Origin of the sequence: Citrobacter sp. wls827, from assembly GCF_005280875.1 — a bacterium.
Taxonomy (GTDB): Bacteria; Pseudomonadota; Gammaproteobacteria; order Enterobacterales; family Enterobacteriaceae; genus Citrobacter; species Citrobacter youngae.
Genome location: NZ_SZWR01000023.1, coordinates 43,298 through 64,117 on the forward strand (window position 1 = coordinate 43,298; position 20,820 = coordinate 64,117).

General features: G+C 52.5%; 16 protein-coding genes. 11 read left to right on the plus strand and 5 right to left on the minus strand.

What is annotated here, in order from left to right:
• Window positions 1–1,490: inorganic phosphate transporter PitA (gene pitA / locus FDX03_RS19665; RefSeq protein ID WP_137346497.1), on the minus strand; the 1,490-nt coding region annotated here is incomplete at its 3' end.
• Between the two features lie 229 nt (window positions 1,491–1,719).
• Between pitA and FDX03_RS19670 the strand changes: the two genes are divergently transcribed.
• Window positions 1,720–2,913 carry an NAD(P)/FAD-dependent oxidoreductase gene (locus FDX03_RS19670; protein WP_137346463.1) on the plus strand — a complete coding sequence of 398 codons (1,194 nt, stop codon included), beginning with the start codon at window positions 1,720–1,722 and terminating at the stop codon, window positions 2,911–2,913.
• Window positions 2,914–3,056: 143 nt separating this feature from the next.
• Entirely contained in the window at window positions 3,057–3,728 is a 672-nt protein-coding gene (locus FDX03_RS19675; protein ID WP_137346464.1) for a FadR/GntR family transcriptional regulator, read from the plus strand.
• A gap of 10 nt (window positions 3,729–3,738) precedes the next feature.
• On the opposite strand, the gene FDX03_RS19680 is transcribed toward FDX03_RS19675, so the two are convergent.
• The 4 genes from FDX03_RS19680 to FDX03_RS19695 form a co-directional block, all read right to left on the minus strand.
• Window positions 3,739–5,211 carry a fructuronate reductase gene (locus FDX03_RS19680; RefSeq protein WP_048213622.1) on the minus strand — a complete coding sequence of 491 codons (1,473 nt, stop codon included), beginning with the start codon at window positions 5,209–5,211 and terminating at the stop codon, window positions 3,739–3,741.
• 105 nt (window positions 5,212–5,316) lie between these two features.
• Window positions 5,317–6,501, minus strand: coding sequence for a mannonate dehydratase (gene uxuA / locus FDX03_RS19685; RefSeq protein WP_048213621.1), 1,185 nt, complete (start codon window positions 6,499–6,501; stop codon window positions 5,317–5,319).
• 20 nt (window positions 6,502–6,521) lie between these two features.
• Complete coding sequence (locus FDX03_RS19690) at window positions 6,522–7,547, minus strand: alcohol dehydrogenase catalytic domain-containing protein (RefSeq protein WP_101742790.1); 1,026 nt, start codon at window positions 7,545–7,547, stop codon at window positions 6,522–6,524.
• Window positions 7,519–8,808: an MFS transporter gene (locus tag FDX03_RS19695; RefSeq protein WP_048213619.1), complete on the minus strand. Its 1,290-nt coding sequence runs from the start codon at window positions 8,806–8,808 to the stop codon at window positions 7,519–7,521. The genes FDX03_RS19690 and FDX03_RS19695 overlap by 29 nt, the downstream gene beginning before the upstream one ends.
• A 551-nt stretch (window positions 8,809–9,359) precedes the next feature.
• Between FDX03_RS19695 and FDX03_RS19700 the strand changes: the two genes are divergently transcribed.
• From FDX03_RS19700 to FDX03_RS23665, 9 genes are all read left to right on the plus strand, one after another.
• Window positions 9,360–10,835 (plus strand): MFS transporter, encoded by a 1,476-nt coding sequence (locus FDX03_RS19700; RefSeq protein WP_137346465.1) that lies wholly within the window; start codon window positions 9,360–9,362, stop codon window positions 10,833–10,835.
• Window positions 10,832–12,376 carry an FGGY family carbohydrate kinase gene (locus tag FDX03_RS19705; protein WP_061068774.1) on the plus strand — a complete coding sequence of 515 codons (1,545 nt, stop codon included), beginning with the start codon at window positions 10,832–10,834 and terminating at the stop codon, window positions 12,374–12,376. The genes FDX03_RS19700 and FDX03_RS19705 overlap by 4 nt, the downstream gene beginning before the upstream one ends.
• A complete protein-coding gene (locus tag FDX03_RS19710) occupies window positions 12,373–14,052 on the plus strand; it encodes a glycerol-3-phosphate dehydrogenase/oxidase (RefSeq protein WP_137346466.1) in 1,680 nt (559 codons plus the stop codon). The genes FDX03_RS19705 and FDX03_RS19710 overlap by 4 nt, the downstream gene beginning before the upstream one ends.
• The gene (locus FDX03_RS19715; protein WP_137346467.1) at window positions 14,049–15,605 is read left to right on the plus strand and encodes an FAD-binding oxidoreductase; all 1,557 of its coding nucleotides are present in this window, start codon (window positions 14,049–14,051) and stop codon (window positions 15,603–15,605) included. The genes FDX03_RS19710 and FDX03_RS19715 overlap by 4 nt, the downstream gene beginning before the upstream one ends.
• Window positions 15,605–16,180, plus strand: coding sequence for a glycerol-3-phosphate responsive antiterminator (locus tag FDX03_RS19720; RefSeq protein ID WP_048213614.1), 576 nt, complete (start codon window positions 15,605–15,607; stop codon window positions 16,178–16,180). Before FDX03_RS19715 ends, FDX03_RS19720 begins: the two co-directional genes overlap by 1 nt.
• 18 nt (window positions 16,181–16,198) lie before the next feature.
• Window positions 16,199–16,513, plus strand: coding sequence for a putative quinol monooxygenase (locus FDX03_RS19725; protein ID WP_048213613.1), 315 nt, complete (start codon window positions 16,199–16,201; stop codon window positions 16,511–16,513).
• 33 nt (window positions 16,514–16,546) lie between these two features.
• Window positions 16,547–17,713, plus strand: coding sequence for an iron-containing alcohol dehydrogenase (locus tag FDX03_RS19730; RefSeq protein ID WP_061068771.1), 1,167 nt, complete (start codon window positions 16,547–16,549; stop codon window positions 17,711–17,713).
• Between the two features lie 362 nt (window positions 17,714–18,075).
• On the plus strand, window positions 18,076–19,143 hold the full coding sequence (locus FDX03_RS19735) for an HlyD family efflux transporter periplasmic adaptor subunit (RefSeq protein WP_115642726.1): 1,068 nt from the start codon (window positions 18,076–18,078) through the stop codon (window positions 19,141–19,143).
• Window positions 19,140–20,820: ATP-binding cassette domain-containing protein (locus tag FDX03_RS23665; protein WP_249357118.1), on the plus strand; the 1,681-nt coding region annotated here is incomplete at its 3' end. The genes FDX03_RS19735 and FDX03_RS23665, both read left to right, overlap by 4 nt.

The following is a 20,820-nucleotide window of genomic DNA, read 5'->3' on the forward strand; positions in this document are numbered from 1 at the left end:
TTCAGGGAGAGCCAGTACAGGACCCCGGAAAGGATAATTGCTGCTGGCAGGGTGAAGACCCAGGCCATCAGAATGCTGGTTACCGTTTTACGCTGCAAACCGCCACCGTCAACAACCATCGTCCCTGCAACAGAAGAGGAGAGAACGTGAGTGGTGGAAACAGGCATACCGGTGTAACTGGCGAGACCGATAGAGACTGCGGCAGTCATCTGTGCCGACATCCCCTGAGCATAGGTCATGCCTTTCTTACCGATTTTCTCACCAATAGTAGTCGCCACGCGACGCCAGCCAATCATCGTACCGCAGCCCAGAGCCAGAGCAACAGCCATGATAATCCAGACGGGTGCGTACTCAATGGTGCTCAGCATGTCGGTTTTCAGTTTCTTCAGCAGTCGCTGATCGTCGCTGCTTACGCCAGGCAGTTTCACGACTTTATCGGTGGTATCAGAGATGCACAGCATAATGCGACGCAGCTGGCTACGCTGCTCAACGCTTAACTTGTCGTAGGTTTCCAGGTTCGCCAGCATACCTTTTGCACGCTCAAGCGCGTTGATGGTATTTGCCGGGTGACAATGGAACTCTGCCGGTGTTGTTGTCGCCGTTTCCGTCGGAGACGGAACCAACTGATCAACGCCGGTCGCCTGTTTGAGCAGATCAGGACGCTGCTGGAAGTAGGTTTCGACGTTATTGATAGCATCACGGGTACGCGTAATTTCGTAACCAGAAGCATTCATATTCACCACGAAGCCTGCAGGCGCTACGCCAATCAGTACCAGCATTACCAGACCAATACCTTTCTGCCCATCGTTAGCGCCATGAGAAAATGCCACACCGATAGCGGAGAGGATCAGCGCGATACGCGTCCAGAACGGCGGCTTTTTCTTACCGTCTTTCTTTTCACGCTCTGCTGGTGTCAGGTGAATACGTGCCCGCTTCTTGGTGCCGTTCCAGTAACGACGCAGCAAGAAGATCAGACCGCCAGCGAACACCAGACCGACAATAGGGGAAATGATCAGCGAACCGAAAATATTGAGCACTTTCGGGATGTTAAGTGCATCCACCACTGAAGTCCCGTTCATCAACGCATTGGTTAAACCAATACCAATGATCGCGCCAATCAGCGTGTGGGAGCTGGATGCAGGCAGACCAAAGTACCAGGTACCGAGGTTCCAGATAATTGCCGCCAGTAGCATGGAGAACACCATGGCGAGGCCATGTGAAGAACCCATGTTGAGCAGCAGATCCGTTGGTAGCATATGCACGATGGCATAAGCTACGCTGAGACCACCCAGCAAAACACCAAAGAAGTTGAACAACGCAGCCATGACCACCGCCAATTGCGAACGCATTGCACGGGTATAGATCACGGTTGCGACAGCATTGGCTGTATCGTGGAAGCCGTTAATTGCTTCGTAGAACAGCACAAAAGCCAGAGCAAGCAATAATAAAAGCCCGGTATGTAAATCCAGGCCAGCAAACAAATGTAGCATAGGACGTTACGCCATTTTGAGGACATGAACGCGGCGCATTATCAGTGACTTTGGCGGCGCGGGCAAAGTGAAATATAGAGTTTTTTTGATTTGTCTCCTGCTTTGTTTTACACCACTAAAGAATTATCCTATAGAATTCAGGTAAATACCTATTATTGATAGTTTGGTGCTGGTGCGACCACTGAGGAATCTTTACAATTCACGCCCGCTTTTTAGAGAGGATCGCAACGTGGAAAGGTTTGATACCGTTATTATAGGCGCTGGCGCAGCGGGTATGTTTTGTGCCGCGCAGGCAGGGCAAGCAGGCAGTCAAGTACTGCTGATTGATAATGGTAAAAAGCCTGGACGTAAGATCCTCATGTCCGGCGGAGGGCGCTGTAACTTTACCAATCTTTATGTGGAACCGGCTGCATATTTGAGTCAAAACCCGCATTTTTGCAAATCGGCGCTGGCTCGCTATACGCAGTGGGACTTTATCGATTTGGTGGGTAAACACGGCATTGCCTGGCATGAAAAAACGCTCGGCCAGCTGTTCTGCGATGATTCGGCCCAACAAATCGTCGATATGCTGGTGGCCGAATGCGAAAAAGGTAACGTTACTATGCGTTTACGTAGCGAAGTCCTGAGCGTCGCACAGGATGATGATGGCTTCATTCTGGAACTGAACGGGATGACGGTCGGTGCGAAGAAATTGGTTATTGCCTCCGGTGGGCTTTCCATGCCGGGTCTGGGAGCAACGCCGTTTGGTTATAAAATTGCCGAACAGTTTGGTCTGAAGGTTCTGCCGACCCGTGCCGGTTTGGTGCCTTTCACGCTGCATAAGCCACTGTTGGAGCAGCTTCAGGTACTCTCAGGCGTGTCTGTTCCTTCCGTTATCACCGCTGAAGACGGCACCGTATTTCGTGAAAACCTGCTCTTTACGCACCGTGGGCTTTCAGGCCCGGCCGTTTTGCAAATTTCCAGTTTTTGGCAGCCCGGCGAATTTGTCAGCATTAATTTGTTGCCGGATGTTGACCTTGCGAGCTTCCTCGATGAACAACGAAGCGCACATCCAAATCAGAGCTTAAAGAACACGTTAGCGATGCAGTTGCCGAAACGTCTGGTGGAATGCCTGCAGCAATTAGGGCTAATCCCGGATGTGACGCTGAAACAACTTAACGTGCGCGATCAGCAATTGCTGGTCGAAACGCTGACCGAATGGCGGGTGCAGCCGAACGGTACCGAAGGGTATCGCACAGCGGAAGTCACGCTGGGAGGCGTGGATACCAACGAACTGTCTTCGCGCACGATGGAAGCCCGCAAAGTGCCAGGGCTGTACTTTATTGGTGAAGTGATGGATGTCACCGGCTGGTTGGGTGGGTATAACTTCCAGTGGGCGTGGTCGAGCGCCTGGGCATGTGCACAGGATTTGGTGTCTGAATAAGTGAAAGACTCTGTCTGCACATAATAAGAAAAAATATCATAGTGATGTGTGATACATGAACTGACTCTGACGTGCGTTTCTTAACTCCAGGAATGATATGATAAATCAGTTAAAAATCGCACAGATAAGAGAACGGGAGACACATGGTTATTCCTGAGGTAAAACAGGAGCGGCTCTATCAAAAGATAGCCAATCTCATCATTAAGCTCATCAATGATGGTATTTTTCCGCCGGGAAGCTTCTTACCACCCGAACGTGAGCTGGCGAAGCAACTCGGTGTAAGTCGCGCATCGCTCAGAGAAGCGCTGATTGTGCTGGAGATTTCCGGATGGATCACCATCCAGTCAGGTAATGGTGTGATTGTTGCTGATAAAAAGCATTCCACCAGTGATTATACGATTGAAGAAATCCTCTATTCGCGTGAGTTGGTCGACAGCCATTGTGCGCGTCTTGCTGCTCAGGCCGGGAAAGAAGATCTAATTAGCCAGCTTGAAGCACTGCATCTCAGCATGGAAAAGGCCATTAGCGAAAACAATGTGCATGGTTTTTATTCCCTCGATAAGCAATTCCATCTAACAGTATCAGAAGCCAGCCAGAACCGCGTACTGCTTGATATGTCGCGAATGCTGTGGGAACAGCGCGTTAACATCCCGTATGCCGGACTGGACAAACGTTCCGGCAATCGGGATGTATTAACCAGCATGAATACACAGCATAAAGCGATTGTGGATGCGATCCGCCAGGCTGATGCTAACGGTGCTTACCAAAAATCGCTGGAACATCTGGCCTATGTCAGACAGATCGTGGGTCTTTAATAACACCACGCTATTGGCTCAGAGCGGCTACCGCTGCACGTGCGCCTACGCTGTGCAATTGCTGACAGGCAGCGGTTACGCGTTCGATAAAGTCTGTGTTCTCGCAAAGGTCTCGCCCAAAGATAGTGTCAATTGCTAACAGCGCCCGGACACGTTCTTCTATTGATGGATACTGTTGATAAATAGCCTGATACTGTGCTGACAGCGGATCTATCACCTCAATCGGATGACCTTGTTCATCCACACCGCTGATGTAGCGCATCCAACCGGCGACTCCCAACATCAGATGGCGAGCATCTTCGCCTTTTTTCAGATGGAGTCGAATGGGGTCCAGCAAGCGTTGTGGTAGTTTCTGGCTGCCATCCATCGCAATTTGCCAGGTTCGGTGCTTCAGTGATGGATTAGTAAAGCGCGCAATCAGCAGCTCTGCATAAGCCGCAAGGTCTGTTCCTTCCGGCATCGACAGTGTCGGCGCTTGTTCATTGAGCATCAAAGCACGCGCAGCGTTGCGATACGCCGGGTTGGTCATCGTATCGGCAATTGTTTCATAACCGCCCAGATAACCAAGGTAGGCCAGGAAAGAGTGGCTGCCGTTGAGCATGCGTAACTTCATCATCTCAAATGGCACCACATCTGCTACAAACTGTACGCCCACGCGATCCCAGTCCGGGCGTCCATTGACAAAGTTATCTTCAATCACCCACTGACGGAACGGCTCACAGGCAATGGCACAGGGATCATCTACCCCCAGCTGTTCTGCGATTTGCGCTAACGTCTCTTCTGTCGCTGCCGGAACGATGCGGTCTACCATCGTGCATGGGAACGTTGCCTGTTCGGCAATCCACTCAGCCAGTTGCGGATCGCGCTCGGCGGCTAAACCCAGGACAGCGGTTTTTGCGACGTGGCCATTTTCTCGTACGTTATCGCAGGACAGCACAGTAAAAGCCTTCAATCCCTGCTGACGGCGTAGCGCGAGGGCTTCGACGATATAACCCATTGCTGATTTGGGGGACTGTGGGTGAGCAATGTCGTGCTGGATAAACGGATGATTCAGATCCAGCTCGCCGCTGGCGGCATCTGTGCAATATCCTTTTTCGGTGATGGTCAGCGAAACGATGGCCGTTTCGGGACGTGCCATTGCGTGGATAATGGCTTCACAGCCGTCAAATTCAGGATGCAGCGCTTCTTTCATCGCGCCAATGATTTTAAGCTCTGTCGTTTGTGCTCCGCGCTCGGCAACGGTGTACAGCAGATCCTGCGCCTTCAGGTTTTGAATCAGTGTGGCATCGTTTCCGGGCATCAGGTTGACCTCACAGATACCCCAGTCGCTGTCACTGCTTTCCAGCAAATGATGTGTATAGAGCGCCTGATGAGCGCGGTGAAAAGCGCCGCAACCAAGATGTACGATGCGCGAAACGAGGCGTGAACGATCCCAGCGTGGTCGTGGGGTGGAAATCTGGGCGGTGGCGAGATTCTTGTCCATGACAAACTCCTGTCATTGATGATCTTCTTTGATAATGCGCTATCAAAGACCGGTCCTGACTGAAAGTGAAAAACCGCATGGCAGGGATACCATGCGGCAATGTGGTTACTGATTGAAGAAGGCGCGTTGGATAGCCAGTTCAACGCCGCGTACTTCAGCCAGGCCCTTAAGGCGACCAATAGCGGAATACCCTGGGTTGGTTTTCTTTTTCAGATCATCAAGCATTTGATGACCATGGTCTGGTCGCATGGGGATAAGTGAGGCGTTGCCTTCAGCTTTACGTCGCTGTTCTTCTTCGACTATCGCTTTCACTACGCTGTACATATCGACATCCCCGGAGAGATGTGCCGCCTCATGGAAGGTTTTGGGATTCTCTTCACGTTGTGTGGAACGCAGGTGCGTAAAGTAAATCCGTGGGCCGAACTGTTTGATCATATCAACCAGATCGTTGTCTGCGCGTACGCCGTAAGAGCCTGTACACATCGTAAAACCGTTGGCTGTACTGTTTACGGTGTCCACCATCCACTGCATATCTTCTACAGTAGAAACGATGCGCGGCAGGCCAAGAATTGGGCGCGGTGGATCGTCCGGATGAACCGCCATACGTACACCCACTTCTTCCGCTACCGGAATAATGGCTTTCAGGAACCAGGCGAAATTTTCCCGTAAGGCCGCTTTGTCGATATCTTTATAGGTTGCAAGGTGGCTACGGAATTGGTCCAGCGTATAGCCTTCCTCAGCACCTGGCAGACCTGCAATGATATTTCGCGTCAGCCGAGCTTTGTCCTCTTCGCTCATATTCACAAAACGCTGGTGCGCCTGTGCAATTTCCTCCGCGCTGTAGTCCGCTTCCGCACCGGGACGCTTGAGGATATGCAGTTCAAAGGCGGCAAACTCAATCTGGTCAAAGCGCAGAGCCTTTGAACCGTCGGGTAGTACATATTCCAGGTCGGTACGGGTCCAGTCCAGAACCGGCATGAAGTTGTAGCACACGGTAAAGATGCCGCATTGGGCGAGATTACGCAGCGTCTGCTGGTAATTCTTGATCCACAGATCGTACTGGCCCGTGTGGGTCTTGATGTCTTCATGGATCGGCACGCTTTCCACGACCGACCAGACCAGACCGGCTTTTTCCACGATCGCTTTGCGTTTGAGAATTTCTTCTACGGACCAGACTTCACCGTTTGGAATATGGTGCAGCGCAGTTACCACACCCGTTGCACCGGCTTGACGAACATCGGACAACGACACGGGATCATTCGGGCCATACCAACGCCAGGTTTGTTCCATCGCTTTATCTCCTGGAAAAATTAATGAAAGGTCACATTGATCTTCAGATAGCGTTCCGGGTATTGATCGAGTTCCTTCACGGCGTCAGGCACATCATCAATATTCACCACCTTGCTGACGACATCCGCAGGATTAATGTTCAGCGTAGCCAGCATCTGTAACGCTTCTTCGAATTCGCCAGCACTGGTACGTGATCCGCGCAGATCCAACTCTTTAAACGTGATCAGGTTAGTGGGTAACGATGTCTCCTGTTTTGGCCAGCCGGTGAAAGCAATACGACCCGCAAACGAAGCAAGATCCAGCGTTTCGCGAATTGCACTGTTGGCACCAGATGCTTCGACGACAACCTGTGCCATCGTCCCCTGTGTGATATCTTTTATCGCCTCAACAACCTGGGTGTTCGACGGATTGATGACGTAAGGCACACCCAGCGATTTTGCGTACTGAAGTCGTTCGTCCACGATATCGATCAGAATTGGCGTCGCACCGTAGCGCAATGCGCTCAATGCTGCCATCAGACCAATCGCACCGGCTCCAATAATGGCGATATGCTCCCCGGCCGTCAGTTTGGCGCGATGTAGCGCATGCAGTGCGATAGTCAGTGGTTCAGCCAACGGAGCCATCTCAGTGGCGACGTCATCCGGGATTTTGTGAATCAAATGCGCGGGGTGAGCTACCACCTCCTGCATCGCACCATCAATATGTACGCCAATTACCTTCAGGTTTTCACAGCAATTTGTTCTCCCCACTGAACAGGGGTAGCAATGGCCACAATAAATATAAGGATCAACAATAACGCGGTCACCTTCCTTAATATTTGCTGGCATGCCATTGCCTTGTTTAATAACAATACCAGTGACTTCATGTCCAATAATACGTGGATAGGTCACCAGGGGATTAGTGCCGCGAAATGCACCTATATCAGAGCCACATATTCCAGCAGCATCAACTTTTATTAATACTTCATTATCTTTCTTTTCTGGATAATCAACCCAACGGGTTTCAATTTCACCAGGTTTATTGATGTAGACAGCTTTGACTTTCATTTGTTTTTAATCCTTTATTTTTGACAAATACGAATACCAGACAGCTGGAAACAATCGCAATAGCACCAGCCAGATAGAATGCGTAATCATATTTACCGCTGAACTGAACAATAAATCCGGTGACCAGAGGGCCAATGATTCCGGAGATATTTGCCAGCCCATGCATGGCGCCACCGACGCTACCCACTTTATCTTTGTGTACGACATCCTGAATAACTGCCCAATAAATAGGTCCAGTTAAATACAACAGGAATAACGAGACTGACATCAATCCAACGGCACTGCCGATAGTGGTAACTGTTCCAGAAACCGCCACACAGATTGCCGCTCCAGCCAGGCAAACACCGAGAATGAGACGGCGAGAAAGCAGGGCATTGCCCGTTACCCGATAGATAAAGTCAGAGCATACGCCACCCAATACCATGCCGATTGCACCAATCACCCAGGGGATCACCGTTGCAATGCTGATTTCTTTAATATCAAGGTGTAGCGAGTGGTTCAGATAGCTTGGGAACCAGGTCAGGAAGAAAAAGAGTATGTAGTTATAGCTAAAGAAGGCCAGCGTCGTTGCCCACACCATCGGCTGCTTCATGTAGTAGCCGAGAGAAGGCATCGCTTTACCGTCATCCGCTAAAATGATGTCATCATGGTTTTCAAAATCGACACGTTCTTCCGGGGCGAGGTGTTTACTTTTTGAAGGTTTATCACTGGCAATGAAATACCAAAGTAATACCCAGGCTAAACCAAACAGGAAAATAATACCGAACGCCGGACGCCAGCCTAATGAAAGAGCCAGCAGGCCAACTACCGGACCGGAAATTGCGCCACCCAACGGCGAGCCAGCGCTGAAAATACCGATGGCAGTGGCAGATTCTTTACGCGAAATCCAGTTATTGATAATTTTATTACCTGCAGCACTGACCGGCCCTTCAGCCATGCCGAATAATACGCGGACAGCCAGCATAGTCCATAATCCAGTAACCAGACTGGTCATCCCACAAAATACTGACCAGAGTAACGCGGCGACCAGAAATACTGTTTTGGGACCAAATCGGTCACTGGCCCAGCCACCGATAAAGTTAAACAGTGCATAACCAACAAAGAATGCGCTGAATATCATACCCATCTCAGCAGCATTGAATCCTAATTCCTTTTCGATGAGTGGAGCGGTGATCGACAATGCTGAACGATCCATATAGTTAAGCATGTAAACTATAAAAAGAAGAAAAACGATAAGCCATCCCATTGTTTTTCTTTTCATGATATATCCTCTTATTGTGGTCTAGCGGCCTGACCACAATATTTAAAACCTATTTTAAGATCACCATTCTTTTGATGCGAATGTGATCAACATAACGAAAAATTAGTGCTTTAAATAATCACGATCAAATGTGTGTTGGCATATCTTTATGAATTTTAAGGTTTTTATTGTGAGCGGTGAAATTTAGGATAAAAGCGAACTTGGTATTCAACACCTATTTTGGATGGATATTGCAATAGCGTCGTACAGGGAGAACGGCGAACGTTCAGCGCAAATCAGGCGGCTACGTACAGTCACAGTGGTATCCCACCCGCTGAGAACAGAAAAATGGCTCATAACGACCTCGTTTTGTAATGATTCATTAACATTTGAGCTACATGTCACAGAATCAACGATGAGACTAAAAGTCGCTTTGACACGCTTTGGGTTACCTTCTAGAGTGGAAAAATACAGATTTTAGATAAGAGACTATCTGTGAAATTAAGATGGTCTCTTATTGCATTTTTTTAGCTAATGGCGACCTTCTTCCGAATATTATGAAGGGGAAAGCCATGTCCGCATGTTCATTCTCAAATCCGATAAAAATCCGCGGTGTAGATGATGTCATTAATTGCATCGATGCCAGGGGAAAAATCAGTGGCAGAGCTGGTGTTATTTGGTGGTTGGCACTAGGCGGCCTTTTTCTTGATGCTTTTTCAAATTCAGCTCTCAGTGCTGGATTAAACCCAATGACCCGTAATTTAAATCTTACTGCGACCGAAGTTGCACTACTTACCTCATTTTCATCCTGGGTCGCCATATTATTTAACCCGATTGGCGGCTGGATAGCCGATCGCTGGGGTCGTGTGCCACCGCTGATCATTGCCAAAATAATGGCGGTGATTGGTGCTTTGTTGGTGATGTCATCCTCCAGTTTTAGCACGATAATCGTGGGTCGCTTCTTTGTTGGCGTCTCTTACGGGATGGACTTTGCTGTGGCAATGGCCATGCTGGCAGAGTTCACGCCTGTGAAACTCAAAAGCCGTCTAAATACCTGGCAGGGTGTCTGGTATGTTGCCGTTTGTTTAAATTTGGTATTAGCGCTGATGTTTTACTCATGGGACGTAGGTGATGCCATCTGGCGTTATTCCATTGCTGTAACGGCGTTATGTGGAATCATCATTCTGTTTTTCCAGTTCCGTTATTTAGTGGAAAGCCCGGTTTGGCTGGCAAGGAAATCCCGATTACCTGAAGCTATCGTTGCTATGAATAAAATATATGGTGAACAGTTTATTCTGGCGCCGAAAGCAGAACAGAAACCCGTTATTGGTCAGGCTGAAAAAGGCGCAAGAAATGTGCTGTTAATATTCCGTGGCGTCTATTTACCACGTACGATTCTGGCTTCGACCGTTCAAATCTGTCAGTCAATCCAATATTTCGGTGTGGGCTGGTATTTACCGGTTATTAGTGCTGCGATGTTTGGTAAAAATTTTGTTTACGCAACTTTATGTTCACTATTTTTTAACGTTTTCGGTATCATCGGCGGTTTCTTATCTCCCGCGATTGGCCGCCGTCTGGGATTGCGCCGCTCCTCGGCGATCGGTTTTGCCGTGGCCTTCCTCGTGCTACTCACGCTGGGTCTGTTCAGTGACACTATGCCACTTTGGGCCTCTTTGCTGGTCCCTGCACTGTTTATTCTTTGCCACTCTGGCGGACCTGGTGCAAACGGGAAAAGCCTGTCGTCACTCTCTTTTCGCAGTGAACTGCGGGCTGGCGCGAACGGCGTGGTCGGTGCGCTCGGGGCAATAGGTGCGGCGCTCGGGCTGTTTATTTTCCCGGTATTCCGTGATTTGTATGGCCTGCAAACGACCTTCCTGATCATGTCTGCCGTGCCGCTGTTTGCGAGCATTATCTGTTTTGTTATTCCGTGGGACCCCACTCGCACCACTATTCAGCCGGATAACGAGCCAGGTGCGCCGCAGTTCGAATCACCCCATTCACCTTATCCAGAGTCGATGACCCCAGAATCAAACAGGAGTACGAAATGAGTGAATACGAAGATGTCATTCTGGCTATCGATGAAGGTACATCGGGGACCCGTGCGGCAGTTGTTGCACAAAATAGCCAGGTTCACTGCCTGGAATACCAGCCGCTTCAGGTCAGCAGTCTGCGTCATGGTGTGGTGGAACAAGATGCTGATGAGGTCTTGCAGGCCACTATTGAGGTTTGTCGCAAAGCGATAGCTAACGCGCAATGCAACAAGATGCGCATTGTGGCGCTGGCGATTGCGACCCAACGCTCAACGGCAGTGCTGTGGGATGCGCAAACGGGTAAGGCATTAACTCCGGCGATGGTATGGCAGGATGCGCGTTTCACGGATGAACTGGCCCAGTTAGCCCCTGAATGGGATGCAAAACTGCTGCCGCGGATTGGGCGACCGGTTGGGATACGCTCTCCTTATCTTTGGGCGTCGCGCCATCTTGCCAATACGCCTGCGGTGGCGAAGGCGTATCAGGCTGGAACGCTGGTCTTTGGTACCGTTGATAGCTGGTTGCTTTGGCACTTGGCGCAGGAGAAAAAAAGTGTCACCACACCGACAAATGCCACCTCCGCTGGCGCGTATTGCCTCAAAGAGCATCACTATCATTTGCCATGGCTACAGACTCTGGGCTTCCCGGCGTCATTGCTGCCTGAATTACATGATGATGCCGATGACTTCGGCACCACTCATGAAGATATTCTGGGGATAAGCGTGCCGATCCTGGCCTGCGCAGGGGATCAGTTTGCAGGGGCTATTGGGCTGGGGTGTACCGAGCGAGGACAGGCTTTTTGTATGCATGGCACTGGCAGCTTTGTTGATTTAATGATGGGGCCAACGGTACCAACCTTGCAAAAGGGCTGTGAAAGTACGCTCACCATGACGGCGCGCCGCCAAAAAGGGCTTTCGCATTTCTCTGTCGAAACCTTTGTCCCCACTACCGGTTCGGCGCTCAACTGGGTGTGCGAAAAACTGCATTGGTTTGACTCACCCGAACAGATCAGCGAACTGGCCGCGCAGGCTAGCGACGCGGGTGGCGTGAGTTTTATTCCGGCGCTAACGGGGCTACGCGTACCCCATCTCCAGCCTCATGCCCGTGCGTCCCTGAACGGTATCTCAATCTCGACCACGCGCTCGCAGGTGGCCTACGCGATTCTGGAAGGGATTGCGCATTCGGTCGCGGCCTGTATTCGCGCAAATGAAGCGGCAACCGGGATCCCCACAAAAGAGTTGGTAGTCGGGGGAGGGTTATCCAATAGCGATACGTTATTGCAAATCCAGGCCGATCTTAGCGGTATTCCCGTGCGGCGAATGGCCGAAACGGCGCGGGCAAGCTTACGTGGCGTTGCGTTTTTGGCTGGTGCCGATGGGCTGCTGTGGGACTCGCTGCCGGATGCCTGCGCCATGCTAAAAACCGCGCGGCTATTTGAGCCGAAAATCAGTCATGACCTTCGCGAACAAAAAATTAACCGCTGGGCGATGCGTATTGCACTCGAAATGGAAGCCGCCGACAGCCTCACCTCAGCTAATCAGGAGCACACTTACTCATGAAGTTTTTCCCTTCGCGAAAGCCCAACAAAACCTGTAGTGAGATGTACGGTGCAGAGCCATTACGTCTCCAGCGCGCTGAACAACTGGATCGACTGGAAAGCGACACCTACGACATTCTGATTGTCGGTGGTGGCGTAACCGGAGCCTACGCGGCGTTGGATGCCAGTCTGCGTGGCTACCGGGTGGCGCTGATTGAGAAAAGTGACTTTGCCTCAGGCACATCATCAAAGTCATCGAAAATGGTACACGGCGGTCTGCGCTATATCGAACAAGGGAATCTGGGGCTGGTTCGTCACTCTTTACTCGAACGCCAGCGTATGCGGAGGAATGCCCGTCATCTGGTGCAACGGTTACCCTTTTTATTCCCGGTACTCGATAAAAATGGTGTATTCGACAAGCGGATGTCTGCTGCATTTGAAAGCCTGCTCTGGACCTACGACCTTGCGGGAGGATGGCGGGAAGGCATCCTTCACCAAAAACTTACCCCTGCGGAAGTGCTGTCGCATTGCCCGACGCTCAAAGAAGAACAGCTATCCGGTGGTTTTATGTATTTCGATGCCCGTGTCGACGATGCCCGACTTACGTTGGCATTGGTGCGCACGGCGGCGTTTCATGGCGCGGTGGTGACCAACCATGCGGAAGTCATCGAAACCACGCGCGACCAGCACGGCAAAGTGAATGGGGCCATCGTCTGTGCCGATGGCAGAGAAATTCAGGTCAACGCGCGGGTTGCCATCATGGCGACGGGCGTCTGGCTGCGTGACTGGAATGGGCTGAAAAAAGGTGACGTATCACCGCTGAATATCCGTCCTGCCAAGGGGGTACATGTTGCTATTCCGTGGATGAAGATCCGCAATGATTGCACGGTGACGATCCCGGTTGCCGGGCGCAGCCGCCGCGCGACGATCACCCGTTGGGGCAACGTTTCCTATTTGGGGACCACGGATGAGGATTATCAGGGCGATCTCAATGATGTTCACTGCAATCGCGCTGAATTGGACTTTCTGCTGGAAGGTGCGAATTCGGCATTGAAAACCGATCTCCGCCCGGAAGACGTGGTGGGAAGTATCGCCGGTTGCCGCCCTCTGGTGGGGACGGCGGGAGGCAAGACCGTTGAAATGAAACGTAATCATGAAATCACAGTTGCGGCAGATGGTCTGATTACGATTGTCGGCGGCAAGCTGACGACATCACGTCATATGGCAGAAGAGACCATCGATGCCGCCAGCAAAATACTCGGTCGTAAAAAGGCCTGCTCAACTAAAACCGCCTGGTTGCTGGGGGCGGCGGGCTATGACCCGCAGGCGATTCTGGCATCGGGCGGTTTGTCTGCGCACCTGGGGGAGCGCTACGGGACTGAAGCGCATTTTGTCAGTGACCTTATCCAGTCCAATCCCTTACTGGCAAAGCCAATTGTGGAAGGGCTTCCCTATACCGAAGCTGAAGTGGTGTATGCCGTGCGCCATGAACTCGCCAGCACCATTGATGATGTGTTATCGCGCCGAATTCGTGCCCGTCTGATGGCTCGTGATGCGTCAGCGAATGCTGCGCAACGCGTGGGGGAAATTCTGCAACAAGAGCTCAAGCTTCAGCCTGAACAGGTGGCCCGGCAGGTAGCCAGCTATCAGGCGGCAATTAAACATGAAAAATCAACACTTATGGGGACATCCGAATGATCAGTAAAGAAGCGATTAAACGCGGTTACAACCGTGGAAATTATACTGTAGGTGCACACACTCGCCCGGCATGGGCGACGGATATCAAAAGCAGCGGTGGCGCGAAAGGGATGCAGATTGATCCGGTGGTGATGAGCGAAGCGACGTTTGATCGACTGCGGGTCATTGCAGATGAGGTGCTGACATCGGAATCTGATGTGATTACCTGGACCCGCGACTGGTGGGCCGGTTCGATGATTGCGGAAACCCAGGGCGCACCGGCCACGTCAAAAGGGGCGATTGTACGTGTCTCTACGGTAGAACAAATTCAGGATGTGATGCGTCTGGCGAATGCGTTGGCAATCCCGGTCACGGTTTCCGCTGGGCGCAGTAACGTCACTGGTGCCGCATTGCCGTTGCGGGGAGGCATTGTGCTGGACGTTTGCGAACTCAACAAACTTATCGACTTCGATCCACAAAGCCAGATTGTTGACGTTGAAGCCGGCATGTTCGGCGACATTTTTGAACAAACTATCCAAAAAGAGTACGGCATGACGATGGGCCACTGGCCGTCATCGTTTGGTATCAGTACCGTGGGCGGTTGGGTGGCCTGTCGTGGCGCGGGACAGCTGTCGACCCGCTACGGCAAAATTGAAGATATGGTTTATGGGATGGATGTCGTCCTTGCTGATGGCCGCTTAATCACCGTGGGTGGCTATGCGCGTAGCGCAACGGGGCCTGATCTACAGCAGATGTTTATTGGTTCTGAAGGCACATTGGGTGTGATTGTCCGTGTGCGTTTGAAGCTTCATCGCCTGCCGGATTATGGCCGCGCCATCGCCTGGGGTTTTTCCAGCTTCGCCAGTGGACTGGAGGCATGTCGCGAAATCTTACAGCATGGGGCGAATCCGGCGGCACTGCGTTTGTACGATAACCTGGAAAGCGGCGTGCAGTTTGGTCTGCCAGAGACCAATGTCCTGTTGATTGCGGATGAGGGGGAGCCTGAGATTGTCGATGCGGTAATGGCTATCAGCGAACGTGTGTGCCAACGCGGCGGACAACAACTCGACGGCGAGGCTATTTTTGAACGCTGGCTGGACACCCGATATCTGACCGGAAAAAGTGCTGAAGGCTTTAAAAAGAGCCCGGGTCTGGTGGCGGATACGCTGGAAATGGTGGGACGCTGGCGCGATCTTAGCGACGTGTATGATGATGTGGTGGCCGCTATTAACGCCGTACCCGGCACGCTGGCCGGTTCGGCGCATCAGTCTCACGCCTACATCGACGGCGCATGCCTCTATTTCTCATTGCGCGGTGATGTGGCGATTGAGCAACGTGCGGCCTGGTATCGTGCGGCATGGGATGCAGCGAATGCGGTGCTAATTAAGCACAACACCTCCCTTAGCCACCATCATGGTGTTGGTCTCCTGCGTTCGCCTTATATGCAGGCTTCTTTAGGCGAATCGCTTTCCGTTCTGGCGGATATCAAATATGCGCTGGATCCGAAAAACATTCTTAACCCAGGCAAACTGGGGTTAAGCGTCGATCTTCTTTCACATCAGGCAGGCCAGTAATGATCAAAAATCTTGGCGTACTCCTGGCACGCCAGCCCGTCATTATGGCGATTTACGGTATTGAGCAATTGAAAACCGCGCTGTCCAGCAAGGCGGAAGTCTGCATTATTGCCAATATTGACCTGATTAAGCTCCATCCGGTGATAGAACTGCTGTCGCAGGCGGGGAAGTACGTCATCGTGAATATCGACAGCTGCAATGGGCTGTCCCAGGATAAGGGCGGCATTGATTATGTGGCCGAAACGGGAGCGATGGGGTTGCTCTCGACGCGTTTGCAAACCGTACAGCGAGCGAAAAAGTGTGGACTGGTGACGATGCAGAAAATCTTTGTCACCGACCGTTCTACCTGGCTACGCAGCCTGAAAGCCGTAGAACAAAGCGAACCCGATTACGTGCAACTGATGCCCGCGCAGATGTTGCCGCTACTCTCACAGGCTGACCGTAATGTGTTGCCGCCAATAGTGGCATCAGGCTTCGTCTGTAACGAGGAACATGCTCAAACGGCGCTGTTACACGGCGCGATAGCCGTTTCGAGCAGTGATAGCGCGTTATGGGATATAGACCTTCACCGTTAGAACACCGGGAGCCCGACCATGGAGAATTCACAACTTTTTGTTATTGCACATTATTTTTCTCGTAAGGGAATGGGAGACAAGGTCAATGATGCGCTCAGACTGCTTGCCCAGGCCTCGCGTCAGGAGCCTGAAAACATCACCTATGAGTTTTTCCGTTCTACGGAAGACGGCGATCGCTTTGTGATTATTGAAACCTATCGTTGTCCTGAGGGTCTCGAACTTCATCGACAAACGGAGCATTTTCAACGTATTGGCGTTGGGATTATCAACCCGTTGCTTGAGCGTAAAGAGGTGAAAAGCTTTCTCACTCATGCCGATACACCGCGTAGTTAAAAGCTGGCCATTTTTACTACCAGGAGTACATCAATGAACAATGTCATGAAGGATTTTACGTTTTCAACTGTACCGGAAATTATCGTCGAGTGGGCGGGAGCATCACGAGCAGGGGAGATTATTCAGCCGCGATTTAGCGCGCGTCGCGTGTTGTTGGTGACCGACCCCGGACTGGTCAAAGCAGGGATTCTGCCGCCTGTTTTGCATAGCCTGCAAGAGGCAGGGTTTCAGGTGACGGTCTATGATCGGGTCCAACCCGATCCGCAGGAACGTCTTGTCCGGGAAGCCTTACAGGTTGCTCGTGATGACCATTGCGACATGGTCATTGGTCTGGGCGGCGGCTCCTCGCTGGATGTCGCGAAGCTGGTGGCCGTGTTAATCAACTCTGAGCAAGATCTGCAGGCGCTTTACGGTATTGGCAAAGTTTCCGGGCAGCGTCTGCCGCTGATTAACATCCCTACCACGGCAGGGACGGGCTCAGAAGTCACTAATATTTCGATTTTGACGACCAATGATGACAGCAAAATGGGGATTGTCGCACCACAGCTATATGGCGATTTGGTGCTGCTGGATGCGCAATTGACGCTTGGACTTCCTCCGGTTCATACGGCGGCGGCTGGCATCGACGCGATGGTGCATGCCATTGAGGCTTATACCGGTAAACATAAGAAGAACCCCATTTCGGATGCGCTGGCGCGGGAAGCATTACGCTTAATTAGCCGCCATCTGGTGACTGCCTGTCGTGATGGGAACAACCGTGAAGCGCGAGAAAATGTTCTGCTGGGCGCGATGCTGGCAGGCCAGGCTTTTGCCAATTCCCCAGTGGCCGCAGTGCATGCGCTGGCTTATCCCCTTGGCGCACGACACCATATTCCACATGGGTTGTCGAATGCGCTGATGCTGATTCCGGTGCTGCAGTTTAATGCGCCAGTCGCTGCGCCGTACTATGCCGAGCTGGCTGCTGTTATTGGCGAGGAGGTGTCGGGGAATATGGAGAAAGATGCCGCGATATTTATTGCTGCGATGGTACGCATTATTGCTGAATCGGGTGCACCGAAAAAGCTGCGCGATGTCGATATACCTGCTGAAACGCTGGCGATATTGGCTCAGGATGCCATGCAGCAGACTCGTCTTCTGGATAACAATCCTGTTCCGCTCACGGCAGATGATGCGTTGCGGCTATACCAACACGCGTTTTAAACAGAACACTCGCCAAAAGCTTGTCCGGCGAGTGGATTGCCGGACACTGTTTTGCCCGATGACATCGCGAGAACAACCGAATAGACATATCGAATCCAGGTGTTAGTATTCAATAGATAGCAGTTATGAGTATGCGTGTTTCATTTCCGGCCAGGAACGCTGATGATGACAACATTACTACCCGATTTCACAGCATTTTCGTCATTCACTTCCTTCGCGGTATGCGTTGCTATAACGCCTGTCCGCTCTTTGGCCATCGTTTATCATTCCTTCTCATCCCGGATGGAATCTCTCACTGAATAGCAGTTCAGTGGGTTTTGTGACACGCATCGTTTGATAACAGGGATTACGGCGGGTCGAATATGGATAAGATTAAGCGTCATCTGGTGTGGTGGGGCGCGGGTATTGTGGTAGTGGTTGCTGCAATAGCATGGTGGATGTTGCGTCCTGCGGGGATACCGGAAGGGTTTGCCGCCAGCAACGGCAGAATTGAAGCCACTGAAGTGGATATTGCCACCAAAATTGCCGGACGTATTGATACGATCCTCGTATCGGAAGGGCAGTTCGTTCGTCAGGGCGAGGTGCTGGCGAAAATGGATACCCGCGTGCTGCACGAGCAGCGGCTGGAAGCGGTCGCGCAAATCAAAGAAGCGGAAAGTGCAGTTGCGGCGGCACGGGCGTTGCTGGAACAACGGCAAAGTGAAATGCGCGCCGCGCAGTCGGTGGTAAAACAGCGCGAGGCGGAACTGCAGTCGGTCTCTAAACGTCACGTGCGCTCCCGTTCGCTATCCCAGCGTGGGGCCGTGTCTGAGCAACAGCTGGATGACGACAGGGCTGCGGCAGAAAGTGCGCGCGCGGCGCTGGAATCTGCAAGGGCGCAGGTCTCTGCGGCAAAAGCCGCGATTGAAGCCGCCCGTACCAGCATTATTCAGGCGCAAACCCGCGTTGAAGCCGCGCAGGCCACCGAACGTCGTATTGCCGCTGATATTGATGACAGCGAGCTGAAAGCCCCGCGCGATGGTCGCGTGCAGTACCGTGTCGCCGAACCGGGCGAGGTACTTTCCGCGGGCGGGCGCGTGCTGAATATGGTCGATCTCAGCGATGTCTACATGACATTCTTCTTGCCGACCGAACAGGCTGGCCTGCTGAAGATTGGCGGTGAAGCGCGACTGGTGCTGGATGCCGCACCGGATCTGCGTATTCCGGCGACCATCAGCTTTGTGGCTAGCGTGGCGCAGTTCACGCCGAAAACGGTCGAAACCAGTGATGAACGGCTGAAGCTGATGTTTCGCGTCAAAGCGCGTATTCCACCAGAGCTGTTGCAGCAGCATCTGGAGTACGTGAAAACCGGTCTGCCGGGCATGGCGTGGGTGCGTGTTGATGAAAATCGCCCCTGGCCTGACGACCTGGTGGTGAGGTTGCCGCAATGACGCATCTGGCGCTGGTTCCCGTTCCTCCCGTGGCGCACCTTGACGGCGTGAGTCAGCATTACGGGAAAACGGTCGCGCTGAACAACATCACGCTGGATATTCCTGCCCGCTGTATGGTGGGGCTTATTGGCCCGGATGGCGTCGGAAAATCGAGCCTGCTGTCGCTTATTTCCGGTGCGCGGGTGATTGAACACGGCAACGTGATGGTGCTGGGCGGCGATATGCGCGACCCGAAGCATCGACGGGATGTCTGCCCGCGCATTGCCTGGATGCCGCAAGGGCTGGGGAAAAACCTGTATCACACGCTGTCGGTATATGAGAACGTCGATTTCTTTGCCCGGCTGTTTGGTCATGACAAAGCGGAACGCGAAGCGCGGATTACCGAGCTACTGAACAGCACCGGACTGGCGCCGTTTCGCGATCGTCCTGCCGGGAAACTCTCGGGTGGGATGAAGCAAAAGCTGGGGCTGTGCTGCGCGTTAATCCACGACCCGGAATTGCTCATTCTTGATGAACCCACCACCGGGGTAGACCCGCTGTCCCGCGCCCAGTTCTGGGATCTGATTAACAGCATTCGCCAGCGTCAGACCAATATGAGCGTGCTGGTCGCCACCGCCTATATGGAAGAAGCCGAGCGCTTTGACTGGCTGGTGGCGATGAACGCGGGTGAGGTATTGGCCACCGGCAGCGCCCAGCAGCTACGAGAACAAACCAACAGCGCCACGCTGGAGCAGGCGTTTATTGCGTTGTTACCTGAAGCGCAGCGTCAGGCGCACAAACCGGTGGTGATCCCGCCGTATCACGCTGAGCAGGAAGAGATTGCCATTGAGGCGAAAGATCTGACCATGCGCTTCGGCAAGTTTGTCGCCGTTGATCACGTTAACTTTCGTATTCCCCGCGGGGAGATCTTCGGCTTTCTCGGCTCCAACGGCTGCGGTAAATCCACCACCATGAAGATGCTCACCGGTCTGCTACCCGCAAGCGAAGGTGAGGCGTGGCTGTTTGGGCAAGCGGTTGACCCGAAGAATATCGATACCCGCCGCCGGGTAGGCTATATGTCGCAGGCGTTTTCGCTCTACAGCGAGCTGACCGTGCGGCAAAACCTTGAGCTACACGCGCGACTGTTCCATATCCCCGAAGCGGAAATCCCCGGGCGGGTACAAGAGATGAGCGAGCGCTTTTCGCTGACCGATGTCGAAGACACGTTGCCCGGTGCGCTGCCGTTGGGGATCCGTCAACGCCTGTCGCTGGCGGTGGCGGTGATCCATCGCCCTGAAATGTTGATTCTCGACGAACCGACCTCCGGGGTCGATCCGGTGGCGAGGGACATGTTCTGGCAACTGATGGTTGATCTGTCGCGTCAGGATAAAGTCACCATTTTTATCTCTACCCACTTTATGAACGAAGCGGAGCGCTGCGACCGTATGTCGCTGATGCACGCCGGAAAAGTACTCGCCAGCGGCACGCCGCAGGAGCTGGTGAAACAGCGTGGTGCCGCCAGCCTGGAAGAGGCTTTTATCTCCTGGCTACAGGAAGCAGCAGGCCCGGCGCCGGAAGCGACGCTTTCGCAAGCGACTGCTCCGCTGGTGCATGAAAACAGTCAGCCGCCGCGGCAGGGCTTTAGCCTGCGGCGCTTGTTCAGCTACAGCCGCCGTGAAGCGCTGGAGCTGCGGCGGG

Bases quoted from the DNA above. Each gene is read 5' to 3' on its own strand.
- FDX03_RS19680 (WP_048213622.1), bottom strand. From the start codon at position 5,211: ATGGACAAGAATCTCGCCACCGCCCAGATTTCCACCCCACGACCACGC.
- FDX03_RS19700 (WP_137346465.1), top strand. From the start codon at position 9,360: ATGTCCGCATGTTCATTCTCAAATCCGATAAAAATCCGCGGTGTAGAT.
- FDX03_RS19720 (WP_048213614.1), top strand. From the start codon at position 15,605: ATGATCAAAAATCTTGGCGTACTCCTGGCACGCCAGCCCGTCATTATG.
- FDX03_RS19695 (WP_048213619.1), bottom strand. From the start codon at position 8,808: ATGAAAAGAAAAACAATGGGATGGCTTATCGTTTTTCTTCTTTTTATA.
- uxuA (WP_048213621.1), bottom strand. From the start codon at position 6,501: ATGGAACAAACCTGGCGTTGGTATGGCCCGAATGATCCCGTGTCGTTG.
- FDX03_RS19725 (WP_048213613.1), top strand. From the start codon at position 16,199: ATGGAGAATTCACAACTTTTTGTTATTGCACATTATTTTTCTCGTAAG.
- FDX03_RS19690 (WP_101742790.1), bottom strand. From the start codon at position 7,547: ATGAAAGTCAAAGCTGTCTACATCAATAAACCTGGTGAAATTGAAACC.
- FDX03_RS19705 (WP_061068774.1), top strand. From the start codon at position 10,832: ATGAGTGAATACGAAGATGTCATTCTGGCTATCGATGAAGGTACATCG.
- FDX03_RS19675 (WP_137346464.1), top strand. From the start codon at position 3,057: ATGGTTATTCCTGAGGTAAAACAGGAGCGGCTCTATCAAAAGATAGCC.
- FDX03_RS19710 (WP_137346466.1), top strand. From the start codon at position 12,373: ATGAAGTTTTTCCCTTCGCGAAAGCCCAACAAAACCTGTAGTGAGATG.
- FDX03_RS19715 (WP_137346467.1), top strand. From the start codon at position 14,049: ATGATCAGTAAAGAAGCGATTAAACGCGGTTACAACCGTGGAAATTAT.
- FDX03_RS19735 (WP_115642726.1), top strand. From the start codon at position 18,076: ATGGATAAGATTAAGCGTCATCTGGTGTGGTGGGGCGCGGGTATTGTG.
- FDX03_RS19730 (WP_061068771.1), top strand. From the start codon at position 16,547: ATGAACAATGTCATGAAGGATTTTACGTTTTCAACTGTACCGGAAATT.